The sequence below is a fragment of the Neglectibacter caecimuris genome (genome assembly GCF_034335015.1).
GTDB classification, from domain to species: Bacteria; Bacillota; Clostridia; order Oscillospirales; family Acutalibacteraceae; genus Acutalibacter; species Acutalibacter caecimuris_A.
In genome coordinates, this window is the sequence record NZ_JAWXXK010000001.1 from 306201 (window position 1) to 332384 (window position 26184).

At 54.5% G+C, this 26184-nt stretch carries 20 protein-coding genes; 17 read left to right on the forward strand and 3 right to left on the reverse strand.

Translation table 11 applies throughout. From position 1 onward, the window contains the following. Nucleotides 1–12: 12 nt before the first annotated feature. Nucleotides 13–681, reverse strand: coding sequence for a response regulator transcription factor (locus U8T64_RS01390; protein WP_322180481.1), 669 nt, complete (start codon nt 679–681; stop codon nt 13–15). A gap of 225 nt (nt 682–906) precedes the next feature. Here U8T64_RS01390 and U8T64_RS01395 point away from each other — a divergent pair, with 225 nt between their 5' ends. The 7 genes from U8T64_RS01395 to pyrE all read left to right on the forward strand — a co-directional run bounded on the left by U8T64_RS01395 (nt 907) and on the right by pyrE (nt 7903). After that, a complete protein-coding gene (locus U8T64_RS01395) occupies nt 907–1587 on the forward strand; it encodes a polyphosphate polymerase domain-containing protein (RefSeq protein ID WP_322180212.1) in 681 nt (226 codons plus the stop codon). A 38-nt stretch (nt 1588–1625) separates the two neighbouring features. Continuing rightward, entirely contained in the window at nt 1626–2300 is a 675-nt protein-coding gene (locus tag U8T64_RS01400; RefSeq protein WP_322180214.1) for a DUF4956 domain-containing protein, read from the forward strand. Nucleotides 2301–2375: 75 nt separating this feature from the next. Continuing rightward, nucleotides 2376–4442, forward strand: coding sequence for a CotH kinase family protein (locus tag U8T64_RS01405; RefSeq protein WP_322180216.1), 2067 nt, complete (start codon nt 2376–2378; stop codon nt 4440–4442). A 405-nt stretch (nt 4443–4847) separates the two neighbouring features. Next, a complete protein-coding gene (gene rbsK / locus U8T64_RS01410) occupies nt 4848–5768 on the forward strand; it encodes a ribokinase (protein ID WP_322180218.1) in 921 nt (306 codons plus the stop codon). Between the two features lie 159 nt (nt 5769–5927). Further along, entirely contained in the window at nt 5928–6194 is a 267-nt protein-coding gene (locus tag U8T64_RS01415) for a hypothetical protein (protein ID WP_322180221.1), read from the forward strand. Between the two features lie 48 nt (nt 6195–6242). Further along, entirely contained in the window at nt 6243–7238 is a 996-nt protein-coding gene (locus U8T64_RS01420; RefSeq protein WP_322180223.1) for a ComEC/Rec2 family competence protein, read from the forward strand. Nucleotides 7239–7240: 2 nt separating this feature from the next. Next, nucleotides 7241–7903 (forward strand): orotate phosphoribosyltransferase, encoded by a 663-nt coding sequence (gene pyrE, locus U8T64_RS01425; RefSeq protein ID WP_322180225.1) that lies wholly within the window; start codon nt 7241–7243, stop codon nt 7901–7903. Nucleotides 7904–7985: 82 nt separating this feature from the next. On the opposite strand, the gene U8T64_RS01430 is transcribed toward pyrE, so the two are convergent. Continuing rightward, complete coding sequence (locus tag U8T64_RS01430) at nt 7986–9869, reverse strand: sulfatase-like hydrolase/transferase (protein ID WP_322180227.1); 1884 nt, start codon at nt 9867–9869, stop codon at nt 7986–7988. Nucleotides 9870–10103: 234 nt separating this feature from the next. On the opposite strand from U8T64_RS01430, the gene U8T64_RS01435 reads away from it, so the two are divergent. Next, complete coding sequence (locus tag U8T64_RS01435; RefSeq protein WP_322180229.1) at nt 10104–10688, forward strand: pentapeptide repeat-containing protein; 585 nt, start codon at nt 10104–10106, stop codon at nt 10686–10688. 143 nt (nt 10689–10831) lie between these two features. Then, nucleotides 10832–11161 (forward strand): winged helix-turn-helix domain-containing protein, encoded by a 330-nt coding sequence (locus tag U8T64_RS01440; RefSeq protein ID WP_322180231.1) that lies wholly within the window; start codon nt 10832–10834, stop codon nt 11159–11161. 435 nt (nt 11162–11596) lie between these two features. Here the strand turns inward: U8T64_RS01440 and U8T64_RS01445 are convergent, their stop codons facing one another. Beyond that, on the reverse strand, nt 11597–14647 hold the full coding sequence (locus U8T64_RS01445; RefSeq protein ID WP_322180233.1) for a glycoside hydrolase family 2 TIM barrel-domain containing protein: 3051 nt from the start codon (nt 14645–14647) through the stop codon (nt 11597–11599). Between the two features lie 175 nt (nt 14648–14822). On the opposite strand from U8T64_RS01445, the gene U8T64_RS01450 reads away from it, so the two are divergent. The 8 genes from U8T64_RS01450 to U8T64_RS01485 all read left to right on the forward strand — a co-directional run bounded on the left by U8T64_RS01450 (nt 14823) and on the right by U8T64_RS01485 (nt 26065). Further along, nucleotides 14823–17912 (forward strand): glycosyltransferase family 39 protein, encoded by a 3090-nt coding sequence (locus U8T64_RS01450; RefSeq protein WP_322180235.1) that lies wholly within the window; start codon nt 14823–14825, stop codon nt 17910–17912. A gap of 297 nt (nt 17913–18209) precedes the next feature. Then, nucleotides 18210–19109 (forward strand): MBL fold metallo-hydrolase, encoded by a 900-nt coding sequence (locus U8T64_RS01455; RefSeq protein WP_322180237.1) that lies wholly within the window; start codon nt 18210–18212, stop codon nt 19107–19109. Nucleotides 19110–19816: 707 nt separating this feature from the next. Continuing rightward, the gene (locus U8T64_RS01460; protein ID WP_322180239.1) at nt 19817–20488 is read left to right on the forward strand and encodes a Crp/Fnr family transcriptional regulator; all 672 of its coding nucleotides are present in this window, start codon (nt 19817–19819) and stop codon (nt 20486–20488) included. Nucleotides 20489–20931: 443 nt separating this feature from the next. Next, complete coding sequence (locus tag U8T64_RS01465) at nt 20932–21999, forward strand: ABC transporter substrate-binding protein (RefSeq protein ID WP_322180240.1); 1068 nt, start codon at nt 20932–20934, stop codon at nt 21997–21999. After that, nucleotides 21977–22765 (forward strand): ABC transporter permease, encoded by a 789-nt coding sequence (locus U8T64_RS01470; protein WP_322180242.1) that lies wholly within the window; start codon nt 21977–21979, stop codon nt 22763–22765. The genes U8T64_RS01465 and U8T64_RS01470 overlap by 23 nt, the downstream gene beginning before the upstream one ends. A 178-nt stretch (nt 22766–22943) precedes the next feature. After that, nucleotides 22944–23513 carry an ATP-binding cassette domain-containing protein gene (locus U8T64_RS01475; protein WP_322180244.1) on the forward strand — a complete coding sequence of 190 codons (570 nt, stop codon included), beginning with the start codon at nt 22944–22946 and terminating at the stop codon, nt 23511–23513. Between the two features lie 1029 nt (nt 23514–24542). After that, nucleotides 24543–24764 carry a helix-turn-helix domain-containing protein gene (locus tag U8T64_RS01480; RefSeq protein ID WP_322180246.1) on the forward strand — a complete coding sequence of 74 codons (222 nt, stop codon included), beginning with the start codon at nt 24543–24545 and terminating at the stop codon, nt 24762–24764. A gap of 209 nt (nt 24765–24973) precedes the next feature. Then, nucleotides 24974–26065 carry a glycoside hydrolase family 32 protein gene (locus U8T64_RS01485; protein ID WP_322180248.1) on the forward strand — a complete coding sequence of 364 codons (1092 nt, stop codon included), beginning with the start codon at nt 24974–24976 and terminating at the stop codon, nt 26063–26065. Nucleotides 26066–26184: the final 119 nt, after the last annotated feature.

Genomic DNA, 26184 nt, shown 5'->3' on the forward strand with positions numbered 1-26184 from the left:
CTTTCTCCCCTCCTATGTCTTCAGATAATAGCCCAGCCGCCGGGCGGACTCAATGGTGACGGGGCAATGGATATGAAGCAGCTTTTTTCGCAAAAACGAAATATAGACCTCCACATGATTATCCTCCGCCTGAGAATCGTACCCCCAGGCTTTCAGCAGTAAGGTCTCCTTGGGCACCACGTTTCCCGCATTGGAAAGCAGCAGGCGCATGATCTCAAATTCCTTGCTGCTCAGCCGAATGGAACGCGCCCCGCAGGAAAGCTCACAGGAGGAAAGGTTCAGCGTTAGCTCCCCCAGGGAAAGCTTTTCCGTGATGACCTCCTCCTGGCGGCGGAGCAGCGCCCGCAAGCAGGCTAACAGCTCTTCTGCCTCAAAGGGCTTTGTAAGGTAGTAATCCGCGCCCCGGTCCAGCCCCTCCACCTTATCAGAGGTTTCTGATTTGGCGGTAAGCAGGAGCACCGGGGTATTGAGCCCCGCCTCCCGCAGCTCTTTTACCACCTGAAAGCCGTTTTTCTTCGGCATCATCACGTCCAGAATGACCGCGTCGTAAATTCCGGTCAGGGCGTTATCCAGCCCGGTTTCCCCATTATAGGCCGCATCGACAAGATAACTATGGTAAGTCAACAGCTCGCACAGGGTATCGGCCAGCCGCTTTTCGTCCTCTACTACCAGGATCCGCAAGGATTTTCCCCCCCGTTCGTTTTTTTCATTGTACACGGAACGCACCGTCTTGTAAAGGCAGCACCCGCTTAAGACGATAGCCATGAATTGTGCAGTATTGCCTAAAGAATGCCCCCGAAACCTGAAAAGAACCTGAAGCTCCCCTTTCAGGTTCTTTTCAGGTTTTTTCTTTACAATCGCCTCGTGAGTAAAGCCGGGCACTTCCGGCGGAAAGGATGGGATTTTTTGGCTTCTCCCCTTCGGCACGAATATAAAATTCGCCTCAGCCTCGGAGAATACGCCGGGCTGCGTGCCCGATTAAGGGCTGTCCTGCCCCACGACGCCCATGCGGGGCCTTCTGGGGAATATCAGATCTGCAGCGTTTATTTTGACAACACGGAGGATAAGGCCCTGAGAGAAAAGCTGACCGGGATAGACTGCCGGGAAAAATTTCGGCTTCGCTGGTATAACGGGGATACCTCCTATCTCGTTTTGGAAAAGAAAAGCAAGCACCACGGGCTTTGCGGAAAAGCCGGGTGCCTGCTGACAAAGGAGGAAGCCTGCCTGCTGTTTCACGGCGATACCCGCTGGATGAAGGAAAGCGACAGGAAAACGGCCCGGGAACTGGCCCTGAAAATGGAGCTGCAGGGGCTGCGGCCCCGAACCGTGGTGGATTATCTGCGGGAGCCCTTTGTATTTCCTCCCGGGAACGTTCGGGTCACCCTGGACAGGGAGATCCGCGGCGCCGCTTTTTTCCCCGATCTTTTAGAAAACCCTCCGCTTTTGCTTCCGGCGGGAAACAGCGTGATTTTAGAAGTGAAATACGATGAATTCCTGCCGGAACTGATCCGGGACATTGTGGGGCTGAATTCCCGAGGCGCCGAGGCATTTTCCAAATACGCGGCGGCAAGGGGAGTTAGTTATTAGTTGCCAGTGATTCAGATATTTTCGGAAGGAGCTTTTTTATGACGACATTTCAGGATATTTTCAAATCCAATTTTCTGGAGAACGTGACCAGTGTAACAGTGCTCGACATGGTGCTTGCCATTGTGCTGGCTTTTCTCATTGGGTTGTTCATCTTTTTTATCTATCAAAAAACCTACAGCGGCGTGCTGTACTCTCCCGGTTTTGGGGTGTCCCTCATTGCCATGACCATGATCACCACCCTGGTGATTTTAGCCGTTACCAGCAACGTGGTGCTTTCTCTCGGTATGGTGGGCGCGCTGTCTATCGTCCGGTTCCGCACGGCCATTAAGGAGCCGCTGGATATCGCCTATCTCTTCTGGGCCATCGGCGCGGGCATAGTGCTGGCGGCGGGCATGATCCCCTTAGCGGTGTTTGGCAGCGTGGTGATCGGCGTGATGCTGCTGGTATTTGTCAATCGCAAATCCCGTTCTCAGCCCTATATCGCCATGATCACCTGCGACAGCCCCCGGGCTGAGGAGCTGGTTTCAAGCTTCCTTGCCGCGTCTGTGGAAAAGCAGACCATCAAAAGCAAAACCGTCACCTCCGACCGGATCGAGCTCAATTACGAGGTTCGCCTGAAGGACGGCGGCACCTCCTTCTTAAACGGCCTGACCGGTATCGCCGGCGTGACCGGCGCGGCGCTGGTCAGCTATAACGGAGAATATATGGGATAGTAGTTGTTAGAGAAGGGATTTTACATTTTTTTGCGCTGCTGCTTTTTACACTATTTATGAAAAAGGATTTTTTCTATGAGCAAGCATAAATACACTAATTTGATCTGCGGGATCGGGGCCGCGGTGATGCTTTTGCTTACCGTGCTGTATCTCTGCGGCGGGGCTTTCTTTCTGGAGGCGGCCGCCACGGAGCTGCCCTATGTGAGCAAGCTGTTTTCTACAGACAGAGTGCACCAGATCGATCTGGCGGTAAAGGAAAGCGACTGGGAATCCATGCTGGAAAACGCGCTTTCGGAGGAATATATTTCCTGTACGGCAGTGATCGATGGCGAGAAATTCAGCAACGTGGGCATTCGCCCCAAGGGAAATTCCTCACTGAACACCGTAGCCAGCTCGGAAAGCGACAGGTACAGCTTCAAGCTGGAATTCGACCATTACGACGGCAGCTCCACCTACCATGGCCTGGATAAGCTTTGCCTGAACAATGCCATTCAGGATAACACCTATATGAAGGATTTCCTCTGCTATCAGATGATGAATTTTCTGGGCGCCGACGCCCCCCTTTCCAGCTTTGTCTGGATCACGGTAAACGGGGAGGACTGGGGCCTGTATACGGCGGTGGAGGCCATTGAAGACGCTTTCGCCCAGCGCAGCTATGGGAAAGATCACGGACAGCTCTATAAGCCGGACAGCCTGGACATGGGCGGCGGAGGCCGGGGCGCGGAGGCAGGAGAGCGAAAAGAAAAAGTATTCTCTGAAACCGAAGAACCCGCACTCTCAAAAGCTGTCGATTCGGAAGCCGCCAATTCAGAGGCTGATCATTTCCGGGCAATGGGCGGACTTGGTGAAAAGGACGGATTCGGCGGCCCCGGCGGCATGGGCGGCAGCGACGATGTGCTTCTTCGCTATTCCGATGATGATCCGGAAAGCTACCCGAATATCTTTGACAACGCCGTATTTGATACCGTGACAGACCAGGATAAGGCACGGCTGATCCGGTCCATCAAAGCGCTGAACGAGGGCGAGGTGGAAAGCTGCCTCAATATCGATGCGGTGCTGCGCTATTTTGCCGTGCACAATTTTGTTCTCAATGAGGACAGCTATACCGGCACCATGATCCACAATTACTATCTCTATGAGGAAAACGGCCTGCTTTCCATGGTGGCATGGGATTACAACCTGGCTTTCGGCGGCATGGGCGGAGGAGACAGTACCACTTTGGTAAACTCCCCTATCGATTCCCCGGTAAGCTCCGGTGACCTCACCGAACGGCCTATGGCGGCCTGGATCTTTGAAAACGAGCAGTATACTGCGCAGTACCACCAGGTCATGGAAGAGCTGATCTCCGGCTTTTTCACCAGCGGCGTTTTCTCTGAGCTGATGGAAAATACGATTGCTATCATTTCCTCCTGCGTGGAACAGGACCCCACCGCCTTCTGCACCTATGAGGAATTCCAAAAGGGAGTGGAGACCCTGCGGGAATTCTGCCTGCTGCGGGCGGAAAGTGTAAAAAAACAGTTAAACAGTGAGATCCCCTCCACCAGCGAGGGGCAGGAAGCAGAAAGCGAGCTGGTAGACGCTTCAGCGCTTTCCGTTTCCGATATGGGCTCCCAGGGCGGTATGAGCGGGGAAAGGCAGGCTCCGGGAAATCTGGAAACCACCCGGCAAAGCAATGCTTCAGGAAACACCCCTCCCCAGGGAATGGGGGAAGCTCCGGAGGGCGCCCCGCAAGGCGGTGAAATGCCGGAAGGAATGCCGCCGGAGGGCCAGCTGCCGGAAAACGACTTTCCCGTTCAGGAAAACTCCGGAGAGCCGCCTGAAAAGCCCGGCGGCTTCGGAGAAGGCGAAGCCAACTCCGGGAACTCCACCTCTGGAGAATCCTCCTCTGAATCCGATGATCTGACTGAGAAAGCGGGCTCGGAAAGCTCTGCTTCCGCACAGCCGGAAACCGATACACAGGAAGAAAACACCCCGCCCGGAGACATGCCCAACATGCCCTTTGGAAACAATGATCTCCGTGGGGTACAGAGGGAAAACGCCCCGTCGGAGGAAGCCTCTTCCTCTCTGGAAACCGGCCTTCTTCTGGGAGCTTCCGCCCTGCTTCTGCTTTTCGGCCTGCTTTTCGCGAAATTTTACCGATAACGGGGCAAGGACGGCAGATATAACGAGCAATAAGGAATAAACGGTGAAAAATCTCGTCCTTCATGCCCCTAAAAAGGGCAAGGGACGAGATTTTAGGGGAAAGCAATGACAGGAGGAAAGTGAACGATTCGCTGATAAATTTAATTTAACACACAGTTTCCAGTTGTCATTCTGAGGAACGAAGTGACGAAGAATCTCGCCCTTAATTGCAGGGAAAAAGGACAAAGGACAAGATTCTTCACTTCGTTCAGAATGACAGAATAGAAAATGGGCAGGTAACCGCTAAAGTCCAATTTATCAAACTCTGCTCTTCCGAATTGTTTTTGTCTTCGAAAAAATCCCCTTCCCTTCCGCGGCGTTTCATGGTATTCTAAGAAACAATAAAACGGTAAAAGAGGTGCGGTAATGAAAAAGATCGCGGTGGTCGGCAGTATGAATATGGACTATGTGCTGCAGGTCTCCCACATGCCGAAGGTGGGAGAAACCCTGCTTTCCCGGGATCTGAAAATGGTTCCCGGCGGGAAAGGAGCAAACCAGGCCTATGCCGCCGGAAAGCTGGGCGGGCATGTTACCATGCTGGGCGCGGTGGGCGCTGATGGGGCCGGAGAGACCCTGTGTGAAAACCTGAAGGCGGCGGGGGTGGAAACAGGGCGGATCAAGCGGGCCGCCAGGGAACCTACCGGTTCCGCCTTTATCTGTGTGGACAGCACGGGAAACAACAGCATTGTTGCGGCTCAGGGAGCAAACCTGACGGTGGATCTTCCCTATCTTCAGGAAAACCTGGAGGTGCTGCTTACCTGTGATATTCTGGTGCTCCAGCTGGAGATCCCGCTGGAAACCGTGGTATTTGCCACCAAAATGGCCAAAGAGCATGGAAAGCTTGTGATTTTGGATCCCGCCCCCGCCCGACAGGATCTTCCCCCCGAGCTTTACGCCTGCATCGATTTTCTGAAGCCCAACGAGGTGGAGGCCGCCCAGTTGGCGGGGGTGCCGGAAGGAAACCCGGAAGCGGCGGCAGCCGCTCTGCTGGAAAAGGGCGCGCAGAACGTACTGATCACCCTGGGCGGAGAAGGGGCCTTCCTTTTGGAAAAAAGCGGGAAGAAAACGTATTTCTCCGCACCCAAGGATCTTCCTGTAGTAGACACCACCGCCGCCGGAGACTGTTTCACCGCCGCCTTTGCCTGCCGCCTGGCTGCCGGGGAAAGCGCGGAAGAGGCCGTTCGTTTCGCTATCAGCGCCTCCAGCCTGTCCGTGACCCGAAAAGGAGCCCAGACCTCCCTGCCGACACTGGACGAGGTGGAGCGCTGGGGGAAGGGCAGTTGTTAAAGGTTAGCTGCCAGTTGTTAAAATAAATTTCGGGAATTTGCCAGTTCCTCAAAAATATGCTATACTGGAGTTCTAAGGACAGGAGCTTGCTGCCGGAGAAGAACGCCCTTCTCCCGCAGCAAGCGTCCAGTATCCAGCATCTAGAAGGAGTGATCTTTTATGTCTCCAAAAATGGTTGAGCTTCACGATGTGGACGTACCGGAGTTTTTGAAGGTTCTGGACGGCTGCGAGGGAGAAATCTATTTGATGACCCGGGACGGCGACAGGCTGAACCTGAAGAGCAAGCTTTGCCAGCTGGTGGGTCTGACCAGGCTCATTGAAGGCGGTAAAATTGCGGAAGCCTTCATCATGTGCGAAAAGGAAACGGACGAATCCAAGCTGTTTCGCTTTAATCTGTACAAAAAGTCCGTGGAAGATGAGGAATAAAAAAGGCGGCGCTCCGGCGCCGTTTTTTTCTGAAGGGAAGGTGACAGTATGAAAAGAAGCGGAAGGCGTTCCCGAAAAAAGCTTTCGTTAGGCTCCTTTGTTGCGGTTCTTGCCGTTGCCCTGCTGCTGCTTTGGGCGGAAAATCAGGGCCTGCTGGCGGGACCGCCGGCTGACCAACGGCAGACTCAGGACGTCATAGGCTTTTCCCCGGCGGAACAGCCGGAGGGGCTGGAGGTCTATTTCCTGGACGTGGGCCAGGGCGACAGCGCGCTTCTTCGCCTCCCAAACGGAACCAGCGTGTTTCATATTTTGATCGATACCGGGGAATACGCCTATGCAGACGGCCTGACAGACGGGCTTCGCGCCTTGGGAGTGGAAAAAATAGACGCCCTAATCTGTAGCCACCCCCATACCGACCACATGGGCTGCATGGCGAGGATCGTACAGCGCTTTGAGATCGGTTCCTTTTACATGCCCCGGCTGCCTGATGACCGGGTTCCCACCACCTCCGCCTACGAAGCCCTGCTGAACGCTTTGGAAAAGAAGGGGATCACCGCCATTCCCCTGGAGCAGGGCGTGGAAATCCCCTGCCCACCGGAGGCGAGCCTTCAGGTCTCCGCCCCCCGGCCCCAGGCGGAATGGGAGGATCTCAACAACTATTCCGGGGTGCTTCGCCTGACCTACGGGGAAACCTCCTTCCTGTTTACGGGAGACGCCGAAAAGGAAAGCGAGGCCCTGATTTTGCAGGACGGGTACGAGCTTCATGCCGATGTGCTCAAATGCGGCCACCACGGCTCCCGCACCTCTACCTCCGCGAAATTTTTGAAGGCGGTAGAGCCCCGGTACGCGGTGATCAGCTGCGGAAAAGACAATTCCTACGGCCACCCCCACGACGGCGTTTTGGAAAAGCTTCAAAAGCTGGGAACCACGGTTTACCGAACCGATGAAGACCATACGGTGCTCGCGAAAAGCGATGGGAGCAGGATCACCTTTGAAACCGGCCTGCCCTCCATCGCGGCAAATGAAACAGAAAAGAGGAAATGAAAATGCTGACAGAGCAGAAAAAGGAATTTATTGAATTTATGATGTCCGCCGATGTGCTGCGCTTTGGAAACTTCGTGACGAAAAGCGGCAGGCACACCCAATACTTTGTCAATACCGGAAACTATAAGACCGGCGCGCAGCTTGCAAGGCTTGGCAGCTATTACGCCGCCCAGGTAAAGGAAGCCGCGGGAGAAAACTTTCAGGCCATGTTCGGCCCGGCCTACAAGGGGATCCCGCTGGTCTCCGCCTGCTCTATTGCCCTGTACCGGGATTTTGGCATAGACAAGCCCTATTTCTTCAACCGGAAGGAAGCGAAGGATCACGGCGAGGGCGGCAATATCGTGGGTTACCGGCCCCAGGACGGCGACAGGATCATCCTTATTGAAGACGTGATCACCGCGGGCACCGCCGTGCGGGAAACCATGCCAATTTTGAAGGCCTGCGCCAAGGTGGAGGTTCCCCACATGTTTATCAGCGTAGACCGCTGCGAGGTGGGAAACACGCCCGGAAAAACTGCCATTATGGAGGTGCAGGAGGAATTCGGCATTCAGGTGCACCCCATCGTCACCGTGGTGGATATCCACGAATACCTGAAGGCCTCCGGTGCGGACCCGGAGCTCTTAAAGGCTATGGAAGGCTATATGGATCAGTACTGTGTCCTGTAAATTTCTTTGTAAAACACAAGCCCACCGGGAAGATGCTGCTCTCCGGCGGGCTGTTTTTGTATCTCCAGGGCGTGATCACACCCTAATTGCTCAAACGGTAATACTCCCAGAAGCGCAGCTTCTTTATGTCCTCAGCATATTCCTCCGGCAGCTCTTCAAAGTATTCGCCCTCTCCGGTGCGGCCTGTGCCGTTGTGCAGCACGGGAAGCTCCCGCCGCAGGTCGTTCAAATAGGAGAAAAAGCTGTTTTCTTCCCGGCGGCCGGTAAGTTCCAGGGTCATCGCCCCCAGGAAATTGGCGTTGATCATGCCGTCTTCCGGCAGGCCCAGCGCCTCCTTTCTGGCGGAGAAATCCAGCAGCTCCGCCGCCGGACTGTTGACCCAGATCACATAGGGCGTTTCATAAGTGCGCAGAGTAGTGACCGGGTCCTTCCCCTCGCCTACCTCCATGCCGATCTCATGATAGCATTGGTAGCTGTCGCCCAAATTGGGCAGATGGTCACCAAAGAACACCAGCATGACCGGTTCTTCCCGGCTCTCGTAATATTCCGTGAGCCCCCGAAGCATATCGTCCGCGTCCTTCGCCCCCTTGGCATAGACGGAAAGCCGGGTCCTGGCCCCCGCGTCGATTTCCCGCTTCAGGGGAACCAGCTGTACCCTGTATTCCCCGTATTTATCGTGGCTGTAGGACATATGGTTCTGAATGGTAACGGTATAATTGAAATAGGGCTTTCCCGCCTCCATGGCTGCTTCAAACTCTTCCTTCATCACGTCCAGCACGGCGGAATCCATCACCCAGCCGCCCATCCGCTCCGCATCCTCAAAGGCCTCGGAAAACAGCAGCTTTTCCGCGCCGAAATACCGGTATACGTTTTGGCGGTTATAAAACCAATCCTGGCCCGGGTGGATAAATTCCGTCTGATAGCCGTCCTCCAAAAACACCCGGAAAATGCTGTCGATATCCCGGTGCAGCACCCGAAAGGCAGAGGCCCCGCTTTCGCTGATAAAATTGGTCTGCATGCCGGTGATCACATCAAATTCCGTGTTCGCCGTTCCCGCGCCGTAATTCGGCACCACGATATGCCCGGTAACGGCACGATCCGAGGTTTTCAGGGAGTTATAGAACCGCAGGGGCTCTTCGCCCGCCGGGTAATCCAGAATTTCCTGGTTTGTCACATCGGAAAAGGCCTCGTTCATCACCATCACCACATTGACGGCTTTGCCCTGCCCCTTTTTTGCGGGGTGCTCCTGTTCATAGGCCTTCGCCTGACCGGTGGAATAGCCCTCCGGCTTTTCCACCAGGTAGGTATTGAAATTGTAGCAAAAGCAATAGGGGAACCCCAGCTGCTCGTATACCCCCGCGATGTAATACCGGTTTTTCACCGGGAAGGATTCATACAGCTCCCGGGAGCTGTATACCTGCTGAATGCAGCCGGTCAGCACGCCGAAGGAGACCAGCGCCCCCAGCAGGGCAAAGCACACGTTGCCCCAGCGCTTTCGGAAGGGCCGCTTTCCCCGCAGCAGCACGCCCAGCACGACCATCGCCAGCACAAAGCCCACAATAGCCAGCACAGAGGGCAGGTGCAGGTTCATATCATAGCTCTGCATGGCGTTTCCCGCTTCCTTGATCAGAGCGATATCCTTGGGGCTGAAGGGCTCGTCCCGCTTTTCCACCATGGTACGGTTCACAAGGGAAAGCACCCCGCCCAGCCCCCCTGCCGCGGCGGCGGCAAAAAAGGGATCGGAAAACAAAAACCAGAAGCCCAGGGTAATGAGCCAAAAGGGCAGAAAATTCAAAAACGCCAGCACAGGCTGCTCCCGCAGATAGAGAAGCAGCGTTTCCAAAGATCCCGGCTGAATGGCCAGAGCCAAAAGCGCTTCCAGAACAGCCAGTGGAAGTGTAAAAAGAAGGCCCCAAAAGGCATGGAGCCGAACCAGAGGAAGCCTTTTCCAAAATTTTTCCTTCATAAAATATACCGCCATGTTATTTTTCATCACAAGAAACTGCACAGCAAAAAATGCCGTTATGCTTTACTATTTTACTCCTTTTCCTTTACAAAGTCAATTTTCAGCAGAATCGGCCTTGCAACACCCTGAAAAGCGGAGTATACTGATAAAATCCCGCCGCGCGGCTGTGGAAAAAATTTCCTTCTGCCGCAGGCTCCCATTCCTATCTACCCAAATTACCGGAGGGCTTACACGATGAACAGCAATTATTATGAGGGACAGTCCTTTCAGGGTTTACGGTTTCAGGAGGAGACCTTCACGGGCTTGCAGTTTGTGGACTGCGCCTTTACAGACTGCTCTCTGGATTCCTGCACCCTGCGGCACTGTGATTTTTCCGGCTGTGTTTTCCTTCGCTGCCGGGTTTCGGCCCTGAAGGCGGAAACCGTGCAGATGAAATTCGGAGAATTCGAGGAATGCGTGCTCACCGGGGTAAACTGGTCCCTGCTTCAGCCCGCGGGCCGGTTTTCCGAGCCCATTTCCCGCATGGAGCGCTGCCGCCTGAAATACAATTCCTTCTCTAACCTGAACCTGGCCCGGTTTGATTTTTCCGGCTCGGAGCTGGTGGAGACCATCTTTGCGGAATGCAAACTTTCCGAAAGCAGCTTTCAGGGCTGCGGCCTGCAAAACACGGAATTTTTCAAATGCGACCTCCGGAAGGCAGATTTCAGGGAAGCTGTGGGCTACCGCATCGATGTGTTGAATAACGAGGTAAAAAACGCGCGCTTCTCCCTGCCGGAGGCCATGCGGCTGCTGGGGCCGTTGGGGATCCAACTGGAATAGGCAGCCCAAAATTTTTTCATTTTTTCCCAAAAAAGTCTTGACTTAAAGCTTGCTTTAACCTGTAGGATAGAAATCAAGGAAGGTTGGTTGAAAAATTGAGGACGCGATATTTCTAAACTCTTTTTTGGGAAGTGATCACGGCAATGGCAAAATTTTACCTGGAAGGCGTTCTGATCTCCTGCACGGAACAGTTTCTGACAGTAAACGGACAGCAGGTTTCTACCTCCTCCATGGAGCGGAAGCTGCTGCGGTTTTTCCTGACCCACCCCAATATCGCCCTGTCCCGAGAGCTTTTGCTCCGGGAGGTATGGGGCTACGAAACGGCGGGCGTGACCCGCACGGTAGACACCCACGTAAAGAATCTGCGGGCCCGCCTGGGCCGGCTGGGAAAGCAGATCGCCACCGTGCGGGGCGTCGGCTACCGGCTGGACTCCTCCGAAGAGCCGCCGGAGTGCTGCTGTAAGGCTTCGTAAGTTAGTCGTTAGTTGTTAGTTGTTAGAAAAAAAGCTTCCGCAAAATGGATCATTTTGCGGAAGCTTTTTTAGATGCTGGATAGCGGCGGCGCTGCTGTGCAGCGCAATGAAGGGGAAAGGTGGTAAATTAATAGCTTAGCACAAACCCTTGGCTCCCCTGAAAGGGGAGCTGTCACGGCGAAGCCGTGACTGAGGGGTTCCACCCAAAAGTTAGAAAACGCAGGATTTATTCAAATTTATAGCGAGCTGAAACCTCTCCACCATGCTTACGCATGGTCCCCCTCCCCTTTCAGGGGAGGCAAGGATTGCTACTATTTGTTAGTACACTAAATTTCAATTTAGCGCACTCTACTCTTGACCTTGCTAATTGCTAATTACTAACTACTCACGATACAAAGCGCATTTGCGTTTCGCCCCATCTAACTACTAACCACTTTACTCCGGCAGCAGCGTCAGGCGGAAGGTGAATTCCCCTTCCTCCAGGCGGTATTGGGGCAGCAACTCGGGGCCGCAGCTGTTGGAGCCTACGCCGCTCATTTTATGATCCAGGCAGAGCACGGTATCGCCGCACTTGGTAAGCTCGTAGGAGTGCTTTTTCTCCCGCAGCTCCTCCTGGGTGTATTCGGAAACATTGCAGGAGAAGGGCACTTCCGAAGCTGCCGTGAGAGAATAGGCCCCGTCTGTGACCACCGCGTACCGGCAGCCCATGTGAGAGGAATTTTCCTGGGGCTTCAGGTAGTTTTCAAACATGCTCGATACGGACTGCGCATACACCCCCAGCCGGGAAGCCCGGTGCTTATCCAGATAGCTTTCATAGGGGCCGTAGCCGAAATACTCCACGGAATCAAAGGCTCCCGGTAAAAACAGCCGCAGGCCGAACCGGGGCAGGAAGGGGAACCGGGTGTCCCGGTGGCAGGAGGCGGAAAGGTCGATCCTGCCTTGGGCGTCAATGCTCCAAACGGCCTCGATCTCCAGGAACCGGGCGATGGAGACCGCCGCAATCCCCAGGTGGCAGGTGATCACCGCGCCGCCGGAGGCCCCGGCGGCTGCCTTCGCCTCATAGACCCGCACAGTATGGCGGTCATAGCCCGCCTGTACCCAGGCCGCGTTGATGTACTGGTCGTTATCGGTGGGAGCCCGGTAAATATTCCACTCCATGGGCTTTGTCAGGAAGCTTCGGTTGTGGAAGCACAGCTCGGAGAAGGTGGCGGTACGGGTATCGAAGGTATAGCGGAAATGATCTCCGGAGATCACCAGGTACCGTGTTCCCTCTTCGATCTCCACAGGGCCCCCGGCGGGGGCGTCCAGGAAGAAGGGCTCTTCGCTGAGCACCAGCTCGTCAAAGCCCAGAGGATAGCCGGCCTCAAAGAAATCTCCGTCTTCCCTGGCGGCATAGAAAAGCACCAGAGTGCAGATACCGCCCTCGGGAAGCTGGGGCAGGGTGATCTCCGCCTCTCCGTGGGGAGGCAGGTGAGGCAGCTCCAGTTCCCCGCCATAGAGAGCTTCTCCGTCCTGGGTGATCTCATAGGAAGCCGTGAGGAACTCCTCGGCGTTGGTAAAATCCAGATAGTTATGAAGCCGGAACACGCCGGGCTTTCCGGGAACCTGCTCCGCCCGCAAGGGACGGATCACGTTCTTATACTCCAAAAGGCCCGTGTGAGGCGTGCGGTCGGGGTACACCAGGCCGTCCATACAGAAATTTCCGTCGTGGGGGAACTCCCCGAAATCGCCGCCGTAGCGGTAAATGGGCCGGTTGTCCGGCGTGGTGCCGCCATACACCGCATGGTCGCACCACTCCCATACAAAGCCGCCGCAGAAGCCGGGGTGCTTCATGATCAGCTGCTGGTAATCCTCCGCGTCTCCGGGGCCGTTGCCCATGGCGTGAATATATTCGCACTGAATAAAAGGCAGCTTTCGGTCCGGCAGGAACTCTGTGATATCCTGATCACTGTAATCGTCCTTATGCGTATCACTGCTGAAATAGGTTTCAATGTAGGAAAGGGGCGCGTACATTCTGCTGAACAGATCCAGCATGGTGAAATCCGGCCTGCGGTCATGGTGATAGGGCATGAAATTCTCATAGTGCAGCAGGCGGGAGGGGTCGTATTCCTTTACCCAGCGCCCGGCGTTTTCAAAATTCTCTCCCCAGCCGCTTTCGTTGCCCAAAGACCAGATCACGGCGGCAGCGTTGTTTTTATCCCGAATGACAGAGCGCTGCACCCGGTCGAGGATCGCTTCCTTGAACTGGGGGTCGTCCGCCGCGTCCGGGTAGTTTTCCATGCTGTACTGCCCCAGCTTCGTAGCGTTGCCGTGGGCTTCGATATCCGCTTCGGCGATGACATAAAACCCGAATTCGGAGCACATCTGCAAAAACCAGGGGGCGTTGGGATAATGGCTGGTGCGAATGGCGTTGATATTGTGCCGCTTCATCAGGGCCAGGTCCTTTAGGGCCTGCTCCCTGCTGATAGTATAACCCGTTACGGGGTCGCTGTCATGGCGGTTGACGCCCCGGAATTTGATGGGCGTACCATTTAGAAGCACCACGCCGTCCTGTACCTCGATCTTTCTGAGGCCGATTTCCTGGGAAATACATTCCTCCCCGGTATCCAGCATTAACGTGTACTGGACAGGGTGCTCGGCGTTCCACAGCTCCGGCCGCTCAATGGAAAAAACCAGAACGTCGGAAGCGGGCTCTGCCGCGGCGACCAGCTCTCCCCCCGAGGCATACAGAGCGCCGGAAACCGTGCAGTCTCCTTCTATTTCCAGCTCTACCCGAAGCTCAGCGGAGGAAAAGTCCTTGGAAAAACTTTCCTTTACAAAGAAATCCCGCAAAAAACTGTCGGGCCGGGCGATCAGGGAAACGTCCCGGAAAATGCCGCTCATTCTCAGCTTATCCTGGTCCTCCAGGTAAGTGCCGTCACACCACTGGAGTACCAGCACGGCCAGAGTGTTATCGCCCTCCCGCAGCAGCTCGGTGATCTCAAATTCCGAGGTGCTGTGGGAAACCTGGCTGTACCCGGCAAATTCCCCGTTGACCCAGAGATACAGACAGGAATCCACCCCTTCAAAGTTCAGAAACCATCTGCCGCCTTCTCCATCGGAAAGGCTGCCCTCCTCCAAGTCAAAATGACGGACATAGAGGCCGCAGGGATTTTCCTCCGGCACATAGGGCGGGTCGCAGGGAATGGCGTAATTTACATTGGTGTACTGGTGCCTGCCATAGCCGTGGTTCTGCCAGCAGGAGGGCACGGGGATCGTATCCATTTCCTCCTCGTCAAAAAAGACGCCCTCTTCCGGATCCACCGCGTCCTCATAGCTTTCAAAGTAGTGGAAGCTCCAGGTCCCGTTCAGGGAAAACACCCGGGAGGACAGGCCCTCCTCCGCTTCTTCAATATCCGCGAAGGGAATGTAATAGCTTCTGTTTGGGGCGGTTCCCACATGGAGAACGTGGGGGTCTTCATGGAAATGCCTGGCATGCTCTTTCATAGCGCTGCTTCCTTTCCCGAGGCCAAGGGCCGTCTTTAAGATGAATTGACTTTTTTCCCGGAAAAAGGTACACTTAAAAAAACACCTTTTTCCACTAATCACTTTTAGCTTACTCTGAAACGGGGAAATAGTCAATCGTCTTTTCAAAAAATTTCCAGGAGAGGAGGAACAGCCCTTGGGTACGGAAATTTTACTGGCGGCGGCCTTTTCCGGAGGCGTTCTGGCCTTTCTCGGAAAACGCCCGCAAAAGGAAGGCTTGAAGTCCTCTTCCTTCGCGGTGCTGGCAGGGGGACTTTTTCTCGCCGCTCTCACTCTTCGGCTTTCTCTGGGCTATTATGGGGAAAGCTTTCAGTCCGATCTGGACACCTTCAAGGCCTGGGCCTACGCCCTGGAGCGTACCGGACTTCCGGAGATCTATCATCGTGGCGATCTGTATCTGGATTATCCTCCCGGCTATCTTTATATCCTGCTGCTGACGGAAAAGCTGCGCATGGCCCTGAACATTCCCTTTGACGCACCGCTTTACACCCTGCTTTTGAAGCTCCCCTCCCTCTTGGCGGATCTTCTTTGCGCCGGGGGCCTGCTTTGGGTGGGCAAACGGAAGCTGGGGGAAAAAACGGCTCTGCTGGTTTGCGCCGCCTATCTCTTTTGCCCGGTGATCCTCATCAATTCTGCCCTGTGGGGACAGGTGGATTCCTTCTGCACCGCGATCCTCTTCTGCTCTGTGCTGCTGCTCTACCGGGAATGGTATCTTCCCTCGGCCCTGCTTTACGGGGTCAGTATTGCCTGCAAGCCGCAAATGCTGATTTTTGCCCCGGTTTACCTGTTTTTCACCATCAAGCAAAAAAAGTGGAGCCGCCTGCCCTTAGGTGTTCTCTGTGCCTTAGGCGCGATCCTGGTGCTGGCCCTGCCCTTTACCACAAACTTTGATTTCCATTGGCTGCCGGAAAAATACCAAAACACTCTGGACTACTACAATTTTTACAGCATCAACGCCTATAATTTCTGGGCTCTTATGGGTTGGAACTGGAAAACCCTGCCGGAGGGAGCGCTTTTCCAGCTTTTGACCTATGCCGCGCCTGTTGCCGCCACCCTGTTGTGCGGCGGGCTGCTCTTCTTTTCCAAAAGAAAGGAAACGCTGTTTGCCTGTCCCGTGCTTTTGATGGCGGTGATGTTTCTCTTCGGCGTAAAAATGCACGAGCGGTACCTGTACCCGGCCTTTCTTTTTCTGCTGCTGAGCTTTCTCTGTATTCCGGACAAGCGCCTGCTGCGGGCCTTTGCTGCTCTTTCCGCGCCGGGGTATCTCAATGTTGCCCACGTGATGTACCTGTTCCAGGATCTGGGGGGGAATTACGATCCCAACGCCCTGTACGCCCGGTGTATCTCCGGGCTGCAAGCCGCCGCTATCCTGTATACCCTGTACGCCCTGGGAATCGCCTGCCTTCCGGCGCGGGAAAGGCCCCGGCCTCTTCGGGAAAGCAGGCCCTGGCCCCGGGAGAGCTTGAAAAACACCGGGCTGACGCCCGTTGACCTGCTGTTGGCCGCCGCCATTACAGGCCTCTGCTGTATCGTTTCCTTCTGGCATTTGGGGAACAGAGAAATGGCCCTTACCTCCTGGACCCCGGCCCAGGGGGAGTCCGTGGTGTTCCGGGCGGAAGCTGACTGCGACGCGCTTTACTACCTTCCCGGCCTCGCTCCCGACGGGGAGCACCGGGCTGCCAGAACCGGGGGAAACATTCAAATTGAAACCAGCCGGGACGGGAACACCTGGCAAAACTGCGGCAATTTGAACGAGGAGAGCACCTATGTGTTTGCCTGGTCCCATTTCTTTTTGGAAGAGCCGGGCAGTTACTTGCGCCTGACTTCCCTGGACGGCAGCTCCGTGCTGAACGAGATCGGCCTGAAACTTCAGGGAAGAACAGAGCTTGCCTCTCTGACGGAGCTGGGGACCGGCGGCGCGGCGCTCATCGACGAGCAAAATACGATACCCTTCTACACCAGCTATGAAAATTCCACCTATTTCGATGAAATCTACCATGCCCGCACGGCCTATGAGCATATTCTGGGCCTGGAGCCCTATGAAAACACTCACCCGCCTTTGGGGAAATACATCATTTCCCTGGGGATCCGCATTTTTGGCATGAATCCCTTCGGCTGGCGGTTTATGGGGACCCTGTTCGGTGTGCTGATGCTGCCGGTGCTGTACCACCTTCTCAAGCAGATTTTCGGCAAAACCTCTCTCTGCTGCGCGGGGACTTTGCTGTTTGCCCTGGATTTCATGCGCTTTACCCAGACCCGCATTGCCACCATTGACACCTATGCCGTCTTTTTCCTGCTGCTGATGTACGATTCCATGGTGGTGTTCCTCCGCCGGGATCTTCTGAAGGACAGCATGAAGCGCCTCCTTCTCCCCCTGCTGTTCTGCGGCATTTTCACAGGTCTCGGCATCGCCTCCAAATGGACGGCGGCCTATGGCGCCTTGGGTCTTGCCGCCCTGTTCTTCGGTAAGCTGATCCTTTCCTTCCGGGACGCGGTGCGAAACAGGGAAGAGCTTCTCCCACTGAAGCGGGTCTCCTTAAAGCTCTGCCTCTGGTGCTGTCTGTTCTTCCTTGCGATTCCCTTCGGCCTGTATTTTGCGGCCTATCTTCCCCTGACTACCCTGTCCCACAACCGCGCAAGCCTGTGGGAGTGCTTCTGGCGGTACCAGACCACCATGTTCAATTACCATTCCCAGCTGGTGGCGGAGCACTATTTTGCCTCCCCGTGGTACGAATGGCCCTTCGTGGTGCGGCCCATCTGGTATTTCTCCGGCAACCCGGCAGACGCCCAGGGCCACTACAGCACCATTTCCGCTCTTGGAAATCCCCTTCTGTGGTGGGCGGGGATCCCGGCGCTGCTGGCTGCGGGGGTGCAGTGGGTCAGAGAACGGAAGGTCTATGCCGCCGTGGTGCTCTGCGGTTTCCTTTCCGTGTATCTTCCCTGGGCGCTGGTGCCCCGGCTTACCTTTATCTACCACTATTTTACAGCGGTGCCGTTTTTGATCATCGCCCTGACAGGGGTTTTCGCGAAGCTCCCCGAAACCCAGCTGGGCCGACTTTCCTTGAAGATGCGGGGGCGCTCCCTGTCCCTTGCCGCTCTGTTTCCCTGGTGCCTCACGGCCGGCTGCCTGATTCTGTTCTGCGTCTATTTCCCGGTGATCTCCGGCATGCCGGCCGACAGGGCCTACATCAACGCCCTGCGGTTGTTCCCGACTTGGTACTTCTAATGAAAAATTAGAAATTAGCAATGAGGAATGAGCAATTATGAGGGCATAGGGCGATAAACTGGAATTGGCGGCGAGAAAAAGCCTTCCCTTATTTATAAGGGAAGGGGGACCGCCGTATGGCGATGGATGGGATAGTCACACGCAGAAAGTGAGATAAAACCGCCAGTTTCAATCCCCTCAGTCACGGCCTTGCCGTGACAGCTCCCCTTGCCTCAAGTGGAGCCTAAGAGCGCTAAACTACAATTTATCGTCTTTTACCGTCAAACAAACTACTTTTTGAAAAGGTGGTTCTTTCTCATGTATGAATTGATTCCTGTTTCCGGGCGGACTCATTATATCGACTGCCCCACGAAGATCGGGGTGTTTTTGGCGGGGGAAAACCGGGTGTACCTCATTGACAGCGGCAATAAGAAGGACGCGGGAAAAAAGCTGTGGCAGATTTTGGAGCAGAAGGGCTGGCGGCTTCAGGGGATCCTGAACACCCACTCCCATGCCGACCACATTGGCGGCAACCGCTATTTGCAGGAGCAGACAGGCTGTCAGGTCTTTGCCAGGGGTGTGGAAAACGCCTTTACCCGGTACCCTGTTCTGGAGCCCTCCTTTCTGTACGGCGGCTGCCCGCCGGAGGAGCTGCGGCACAAATTCCTGATGGCCCAGGAAAGCGACGCGCTGGAATTTTCTCACCCGGATTTTCCCAGGGAACTGGAGAGCATCCCCCTGCCGGGCCATTCCCTGCACATGACGGGCTTTCGCACTCCGGACAACGTGGTGTTCCTGGGGGACGCCGTGGTAAGCCCGGCCACCCTGGAAAAATACGGCGTTTCCTATCTCTATGATGTGGGAACGGCTCTGCATACTCTGGACGCTTTGGAGCAGCTGGAGGCCTCTCTGTTTGTTCCCTCTCACGCCGAACCCACAACGGACATCTCGGAGCTTGTCCACCGGAACCGGGAAAAGATCCTTGAGGTGGGAGACCGTATCGTTTCCCTGTGCGAAGTCCCCCGCACCGCCGAGGAGCTGTTAAAGGAGCTTTTCACCCTTTACGGCCTCACCATGACCTTCGAGCAGCATGCCATGATCGGCAGCACTCTTCGCTCTTACCTCACCTGGCTGAAAAGCCTCGGCAGGCTCACCGCCGAAATTCGGGAAAATGCCATGGTGTGGCAGGCGGTACCGGACTTTCCGAAAGAGCCTTGAAGAAAAGGCTTCGCGCCCTTCTGAACGGCTGGAAAAATAACAAAATACGTGAAAAAATGGGCTGCTGCAAAAGGCCAAATTTTGCAGCAGCCTTTGTTTTGTTGGCGATCAGCTGCTTTAGCCATCAGCTATTTGTATTAGAAGGGGCAGTGCAATGCGCAGTCAGGAAGATCACGGGTACAATCGCTGCAAGCAACACAGGAGTTATAGCTAACGCTCGATAAATTGGAATTTGGCGGCAAAACGCCGCAGCCGCTCGTGAAGCTGACAAATACAGAAGCGCAGTTCCTGACTCAACCGCAAGCAAGCAGATAAATTGGAATTGAGCGGTTATCCACACACCACCCACCTGTCATCACTGAACAGAAAGCAAGGAAAACCTTGCTTTCTCGGTGAAGGATCTCGTCCTTGACCTTTTTCAAGGAATTAAGGGCGAGATTCTTCGTCAAGAAAGCTATAGCTTTCTGCGTTCCTCAGAATGACAAAAAAGAGGTCTTTCCCTTTTCTAACGACTAGTCCGCTGAACTATCATTTATCAAGTGTTGCTTGCAATGCTTGTGTCTGTTACAGCGTTTGTGCCCTTGCTTCTATCATTGCTCATTTCTAATTGCTCCCTGTTATAAATTTATCTTGCGTTTTTTCCCCTGTCATGCTACAATAGCCTTGCTCAAAAATGTTGCTATAGCAACGAAATTCAGGAGGAATTCATGGAGCTGACACAGGAGGAACAGGCGGTTTTGGAGGGCTCAGGGCTTTTTCAGGGCATTTCCCGGGAAAAGCTTTTCTCCATGCTTTCCTGCCTTCAGGCCTTCCGGCGGGAATTTGCCGCCGGAGAGCTTGTTTTGCGGGAAGGCGAGCTTGCGGAGAATGTAGGCCTGGTGCTCTCCGGCCACGCCGCCTCCCTGAAACTGGGCAGGCATGGCGAGGAGTTGATCCTTACGCTGCTGGAACAGGGCAGCTTTCTGGGGGTTCTGGTGGCCGCCAGCCGGGAAAAGAAAAGCCCGGTTTTTGTCAGGGCGGAAACGCCCCTTTCCGTGATCTTTTTTCCGGCCCGGCAGCTTTCCTCCCCCTGTGAAAGCGCCTGCCCGGAGCACACCCAGCTGACCCGGAATTTCCTTGCCGCCGTGGCGGAAAAATCCCTGACGCTCAATGACCGCATCGACTGCCTGGTGCGCCGGGGTGTCCGGGAAAAGGTACAGGTCTACCTTTTGCACATGGCAAAGGAGCGGGGCAGCCCGGAATTTACGATCCCCCTGGATCGGGAGGCCATGGCAGGCTACCTGAATGTAGATCGCGCCGCCCTTTCCCGGGAGCTTTCCCGCATGAAGGCGGAGGGACTTATCGAGTACCGGAAAAGCTTCTTTCGGCTGCTACACTGAAAACGGTAGACATGGGCTGCCGCACCAAATTCAGAGGGCAATACAGAATGAGCAATGAGTAATAAGAAATGAGCAATTTTAAGGGCATAGTTCGATAAATTGGAATTTGGCGGCGAACCGCTTGCTTTCTATCTGTCATTCTGAACGAAGTGAAGAATCTCGTCCTTTGCCCTTTTGCCCTGGAATTAAGGGCAAGATTCTTCGTCAAGAAAGCTATAGCTTTCTGCGCTCCTCAGAATGACAAAAGAAAGGATTTGCCCTTTTCTAACAACTAACAGCTAGTTCGCTAAACTACAATTTATCGCTCTACCATCCTTGTCCTTCATTGCTAATTGCTCATTCCTCATTGTCCTGCCCTTGCTTCATTGCACCGAAGGTGCCACCTTCCTCTAGCGTCTAGAATCTAGCATCTAGAATCTAAACAAACGAAAGGTCGATGATCTATGAAAAAGCTTTTGTCTCTTGCACTTGCCCTGCTGCTTTGTCTCACGCTGTTCGGCTGCTCGGAAGGTCCGGCTTCCTCCGGGGCTTTGTCCTCCTCCGGGCCCGCTTCCCTGACGCCGGAAAGCTCCGCGCCTGCTTCCGGTTCTCCCGCCTCCTCCGCGGGCGATCCGGGCTCCGCCAATGTGGCGGCGCTGAAGGGCCCTACCGCCATGGGTATGGTCAAGCTGATGGCGGACCAGGAGGCGGCCGCCGAACCCCATTTTACCTTTACCATTGCTGCCTCTGCCGATGAGATCACTCCCAAGCTGATTCAGGGTGAACTGGATATTGCCGCCGTTCCCGCTAATTTGGCAAGCGTGCTTTACAACAACACCGAGGGAAAACTTCAGGTGCTTGCCATCAACACCCTGGGGGTGTTGTACCTTGTGGAAAGCGGGGATACGGTTCACTCTGTGGAGGATCTGCGGGGGAAAACCATCTATTCCAGCGGCAAGGGCTCCACGCCGGAGTATGCCCTTTCCTACCTGCTTTCCCAAAACGGCATTGATCCGGAGCAGGACGTTTCCATTCAGTGGAAATCGGAGCATTCCGAGTGTGTGGCGGCCCTGGCGGCGGAGGAAAACGCCATTGCCATGCTGCCCCAGCCCTTTGTGACCACCGCCCAGGCAAAAAATGAAGGGATCCGGGTAGCCCTGGATCTCAATGAGGAATGGGAAAAGCTTTCCTCTGAGGGAGATCAAAAAGCAACGCTGATCACCGGCGTGGTGGTGGCAAGAAAAGAATTTACCGAGGAACACCCGGCGCTGGTGCAGCAGTTCCTGAAGGAATATGAAGCCTCGGTAGACTATGTGAATTCCGATACCGAGGGGGCCGCCGCCCTGGTGGGAAGCTATGATATCGTGCCGGAGGCCGTGGCGAAAAAAGCCCTGCCGGAGTGCAACATCACCTTCGTGGCCGGAGCAGAGCTGAAGGAAAAGCTTTCCGGCTACCTTCAAGTTCTCTTTGATCAAAATCCCAAGGCGATCGGAGGCAAGCTGCCCGGTGATGACTTCTACTATGGGGGATAAGCAAAACGAGAAAGCCGGACTTCCCCGCCTTGGAAAAAAACTGCTGGCGGCGGGTTTTTGGCTGCTTCTCTGGCAGCTTGCCGCCATGGGGCTGGGCCAGGAGCTTCTGCTCGCTTCCCCAGTTTCTGTTTTGCGCTGTCTGTTTGAGCTTCTCCCCACCGGAGATTTCTGGCGTGCCGTGCTGTTTTCCTTTTCCCGCATCACCCTGGGCTTTCTGCTGGCCTGCCTTGCGGGAACACTGCTGGCTGCGCTGGCGGCCCGGTTTTCCCTGCTGCGGGAGCTTACCGCTCCCCTGATGAGCGCGGTGCGCGCTGTGCCGGTGGCCTCCTTTATCATTCTGGTGCTGCTGTGGGTACCCTCCCGAAACCTTTCCGTTGTGATCTCCTTCCTGATGGGCATGCCTGTTTTATACGCCAATGTCCTGACAGGCGCGCAGAGTATGGATCGGGAGCTTTCGGAAATGGCGGCGGTGTTTCGCGTTCCCTTTTCCCGTCGCCTGCGGTATTTATATCTGCCGCAGCTCATGCCCTTTTTCCGCTCCGCCTGTGCCGCCGGGCTAGGGCTCTGCTGGAAGGCGGGCGTGGCGGCAGAGGTCATCGGCCTGCCGGACGGCTCTATCGGAGAGCGGCTGTACGAGGCAAAGATCTATTTGGAAACGCCCCGGCTTTTTGCCTGGACGCTCATCATCATTCTTATCAGCCTGCTGTTTGAAAAGCTGTTTCTGCTTTTATTGGACCGGGCGCTTTGCCGGCTGGAAAAAGCTTAAGAGCCTATCCCAAAATAAACCACACACATCTTGCTTGCACATTTTCAACCATACATCGTTGGTTTTCCTTGACGGGCGACAGCTCGCCCGCGAAAAATCGCCTTATCTGGCTGAAAATCTGACGGCGCAATCTGCGCACGTCTTATTTCGGGACAGGAGCTAAGGAGGGAGGCGTTTCATGGATATCGAGCTGAAAAATATCGAGAAATCCTTCGGTGAAAAAACTGTTTTGCGAAATTTCTCCTGTCGGTTTTCCGAGGGAAAGACCACCTGTATCATGGGCCCCTCCGGCTGCGGGAAAACCACCCTGCTCCGGCTGCTTTTAGGGCTGGAGGTTCCGGATTCCGGTCAGATCTCCGGCATGGCGGAGCGGCGGAAAAGCGCCGTGTTTCAGGAGGACCGGCTCTGCGAGGGCGTCAGCGCCGTTTCCAACCTGCGTATGGTTTCCCCCGCCCTTTCCCGCCGGGAAGCGGAAGCGTTTTTGTCCCGGCTGGGGCTGGGGGACAGCCTTCATCAGCCCCTGCGGGAATTTTCCGGCGGCATGAAGCGCCGGGTCGCCATTCTTCGGGCGATTTCGGCAGAATACGACGTTTTGCTGGCCGATGAGCCCTTTCAGGGCCTGGATGAGGCCACCAGGTGCCTGACCATGGAATATTTCAAAGCGCAAACCGCCGGAAAGACCGTGCTCCTTGTCACCCACGAGGAGCGGGAAGCGGCCTTTTTCGGAGGAGAGCTTTTATTGCTATAGCAAACAGCCCAAAGCAAAAGTGATTTTTCTTTGCCTCCTCTTATTGATAGAGGGAAAACAGACTGCTTTGCAGTCTGCGGGGACTGCCGCATAGACGGTGGAAGGAATCGGTCACACGCAGGAAGTACCATAGAGTCGTTAGTTTCAATCCCCTCAGTCAGCCTTCGGCTGACAGCTTTCTCCGCTTCGCTTCGGTCAGTGCTGGACGGTCTCCACCGGAGACCAGCACCCCTTACCGTGCAAGGGGTGCCTTGGAGTACTAAACTATAAATTTACCGCATCACAATTTGTCAGGCGTTGCTTGTAACGCTTTTGCCCCGGCCTTTTTTCTAAATAACTGGCACACCGACACAACCGCCCCCTACCCGCAAAGCAGCTTCTATTTCTGAAATACATGGCGCTTCAGGTGGAGAGTGATCGGCTCACAGCCGGGCTCACAGTTGCCACAGGGGCTGTTCTCTCCGTATAGCAGATCTCTTCGGGACGGTACACGCAATGGCCGCAGCTGCAAGCTATGAATTGATTGTCCTTCGGCCCCCGCAGTGTCCACCTTTTTTCGACAGCCTTTTCCATTTTTTCACAAAAAACACCTCCGGGAAAGCTCCGCATTCGACAGCATATTTCATTTTTCCTGTTTTTGGGCTATTTCGGGCTTTTCCATGAAACCCGCCGCTTTAATCGGAAACGAATAGGCTGAGGCTTGTACTTCTTGCAGGAAGCGGTATATGGCGTCAGACTCCGCCGCAAATTTCTGTACAGACAGTGCCCGCATCCACAGGGAAGATACCGGGCTTTCCGATTTTTCCACTGAAACACATGGTGCCGGATAAAATGAGCACAGGAACCGCAGCAAGGTTCCGACAAGGAGGGTACTTCTCTTTTTTTTATAAAATCACCTCTGGCAAAATAATATCACAAAATCACTTTTATGCAATATAAAATTACTATAAAGGTAATTTTATTTCTTTTGAATGGATTTCTCACAGGAATTTTGCTATTCTTCAAAAAGGCACGAAAGGGGGAATAGCAATGATCAGAATCAAAATATCAGAATTGCTTGGAAAACATAAGATGACACAAAAAGCGTTGGCGACACTGACCGGTATAAGGCCGGCCACTATTTCAAAAATGTATTACGAAGAAACAAAAAGAATCGAAATTGACCAAATTGACAAAATTTGTGAGGTTCTTCATTGTTCCGTTTCTGATTTGCTTGAGTATCTACCCAGGGAAACACCCAAAAAATCTTAAGGCAATACCACACCATTTATAACTGCCGTCTCAAAGTATTTCACGGTCTACTTTTCGTGAAAGTACTCAAACGGGCATCAGCCCGCCCGTGCGTCCTTTCTGCGCTTTGTCAAAAAAATTTCTGCCGTAATATACCTCTTTAGAATTATGCGGTATGGCCCTAAATCAAAAAGTTCCCCCATCACTGTTCTGTAAAAAGGAGTTTTTCTATGACAACGGAAATTCCCCGCATGCGATATCATTTTGAACCGGAAAACGGGTGGATGAACGATCCCAACGGCCTTTGCTTTTTCAAGGGAAAATACCATGCCTTTTTCCAGCATTATCCCCACGCCCCCAAGTGGGGGCCCATGCACTGGGGCCATGCGGTAAGCGATGACCTGCTCCACTGGAAGGAGCTTCCCATCGCTTTGTATCCCGATATGCCCTATGAAAACGGCGGCGGCTGTTTTTCCGGCTCCGCCCTGGAAAAGGACGGCAGGCTGTACCTCATGTACACCTCCGTTTCCAAAGAGAGAGGGCAAACCCAGTCTATGGCAATCAGTGAAGACGGAGCTCACTTCACGAAGCTAGTGGAAAACCCGGTAATTTCGGAAAGCCCTCTCGACCCGGAAAACAGGGATTTCCGGGATCCCAAGCTATTCGTTTATCAAGACGAATACCGCATGGTTTGTGGGGCGGGAAAGGACGGTCTAGCTTCCGTACTGCTGTTCCGCTCTCCGGATCTGCTGCACTGGGAGTACATAGGCCCCCTCTTTCAAAGCCGGGAACATGGCCCGGTGCCGGAATGCCCCGATCTGTTTCCCTTAGGCGATAAATGGGTGCTGATGTTCTCCCGAATGGACGACACCCATTCCGCCCAGTTTGTCACAGGAGAGTTTGACGGGGAGCATTTTACTCCGGAAAGCTTTCAGCAGCCGGAACGGGGAAGCGATTTTTACGCGCCCCAGACCTTTTTGGACAACAGCGGACGCCGGATCGTGATCGGCTGGCTGTTTAACTGGGATCGCGTCGTTCCGGAAAACGCCGTGCGGGCGGGAGCCCTGTCTCTTCCCAGGGAGCTTTCTCTGAAAAACGGGATCCTTCATATGGCTCCCATTGCGGAGGCTCAAGATCTTCTCGTGAAGGAAGATCCCTGCCTTCTGCGAACAGGGGAAAAGCTTCTGGTCAAAAACGGCAGCCGCACTTTTCTGGAGCTGCCGGAGAAATCCGTACAGAATATTGCCATTCTGCGGGATTCCCGCACCCGCGAGGTATTTTTGAACGGCGGCGAATTCTCCTGCACCTTTTATCTGGACTAAATGGCACTCACAGATTTCCATAAAAAAGCTCGGAAAGGCTTTCTTTCCGGGCTTTTTTGTGGTAGACTGGAAGAACAACAGGGAATCGCCTCCGTTTTTTGACGCTTCCCTGGCATGGG

Excerpts from the sequence above, each read along its gene's own strand:
- U8T64_RS01415 (WP_322180221.1), top strand. The coding sequence starts at position 5,928 with ATGTCTCCAAAAATGGTTGAGCTTCACGATGTGGACGTACCGGAGTTT.
- U8T64_RS01470 (WP_322180242.1), top strand. The coding sequence starts at position 21,977 with ATGACTTCTACTATGGGGGATAAGCAAAACGAGAAAGCCGGACTTCCC.
- U8T64_RS01405 (WP_322180216.1), top strand. The coding sequence starts at position 2,376 with ATGAGCAAGCATAAATACACTAATTTGATCTGCGGGATCGGGGCCGCG.
- U8T64_RS01485 (WP_322180248.1), top strand. The coding sequence starts at position 24,974 with ATGACAACGGAAATTCCCCGCATGCGATATCATTTTGAACCGGAAAAC.
- U8T64_RS01455 (WP_322180237.1), top strand. The coding sequence starts at position 18,210 with ATGTATGAATTGATTCCTGTTTCCGGGCGGACTCATTATATCGACTGC.
- U8T64_RS01430 (WP_322180227.1), bottom strand. The coding sequence starts at position 9,869 with ATGAAGGAAAAATTTTGGAAAAGGCTTCCTCTGGTTCGGCTCCATGCC.
- U8T64_RS01440 (WP_322180231.1), top strand. The coding sequence starts at position 10,832 with ATGGCAAAATTTTACCTGGAAGGCGTTCTGATCTCCTGCACGGAACAG.
- U8T64_RS01420 (WP_322180223.1), top strand. The coding sequence starts at position 6,243 with ATGAAAAGAAGCGGAAGGCGTTCCCGAAAAAAGCTTTCGTTAGGCTCC.
- U8T64_RS01460 (WP_322180239.1), top strand. The coding sequence starts at position 19,817 with ATGGAGCTGACACAGGAGGAACAGGCGGTTTTGGAGGGCTCAGGGCTT.
- U8T64_RS01445 (WP_322180233.1), bottom strand. The coding sequence starts at position 14,647 with ATGAAAGAGCATGCCAGGCATTTCCATGAAGACCCCCACGTTCTCCAT.
- U8T64_RS01400 (WP_322180214.1), top strand. The coding sequence starts at position 1,626 with ATGACGACATTTCAGGATATTTTCAAATCCAATTTTCTGGAGAACGTG.
- U8T64_RS01465 (WP_322180240.1), top strand. The coding sequence starts at position 20,932 with ATGAAAAAGCTTTTGTCTCTTGCACTTGCCCTGCTGCTTTGTCTCACG.
- pyrE (WP_322180225.1), top strand. The coding sequence starts at position 7,241 with ATGCTGACAGAGCAGAAAAAGGAATTTATTGAATTTATGATGTCCGCC.
- U8T64_RS01435 (WP_322180229.1), top strand. The coding sequence starts at position 10,104 with ATGAACAGCAATTATTATGAGGGACAGTCCTTTCAGGGTTTACGGTTT.
- U8T64_RS01480 (WP_322180246.1), top strand. The coding sequence starts at position 24,543 with ATGATCAGAATCAAAATATCAGAATTGCTTGGAAAACATAAGATGACA.
- U8T64_RS01475 (WP_322180244.1), top strand. The coding sequence starts at position 22,944 with ATGGATATCGAGCTGAAAAATATCGAGAAATCCTTCGGTGAAAAAACT.
- rbsK (WP_322180218.1), top strand. The coding sequence starts at position 4,848 with ATGAAAAAGATCGCGGTGGTCGGCAGTATGAATATGGACTATGTGCTG.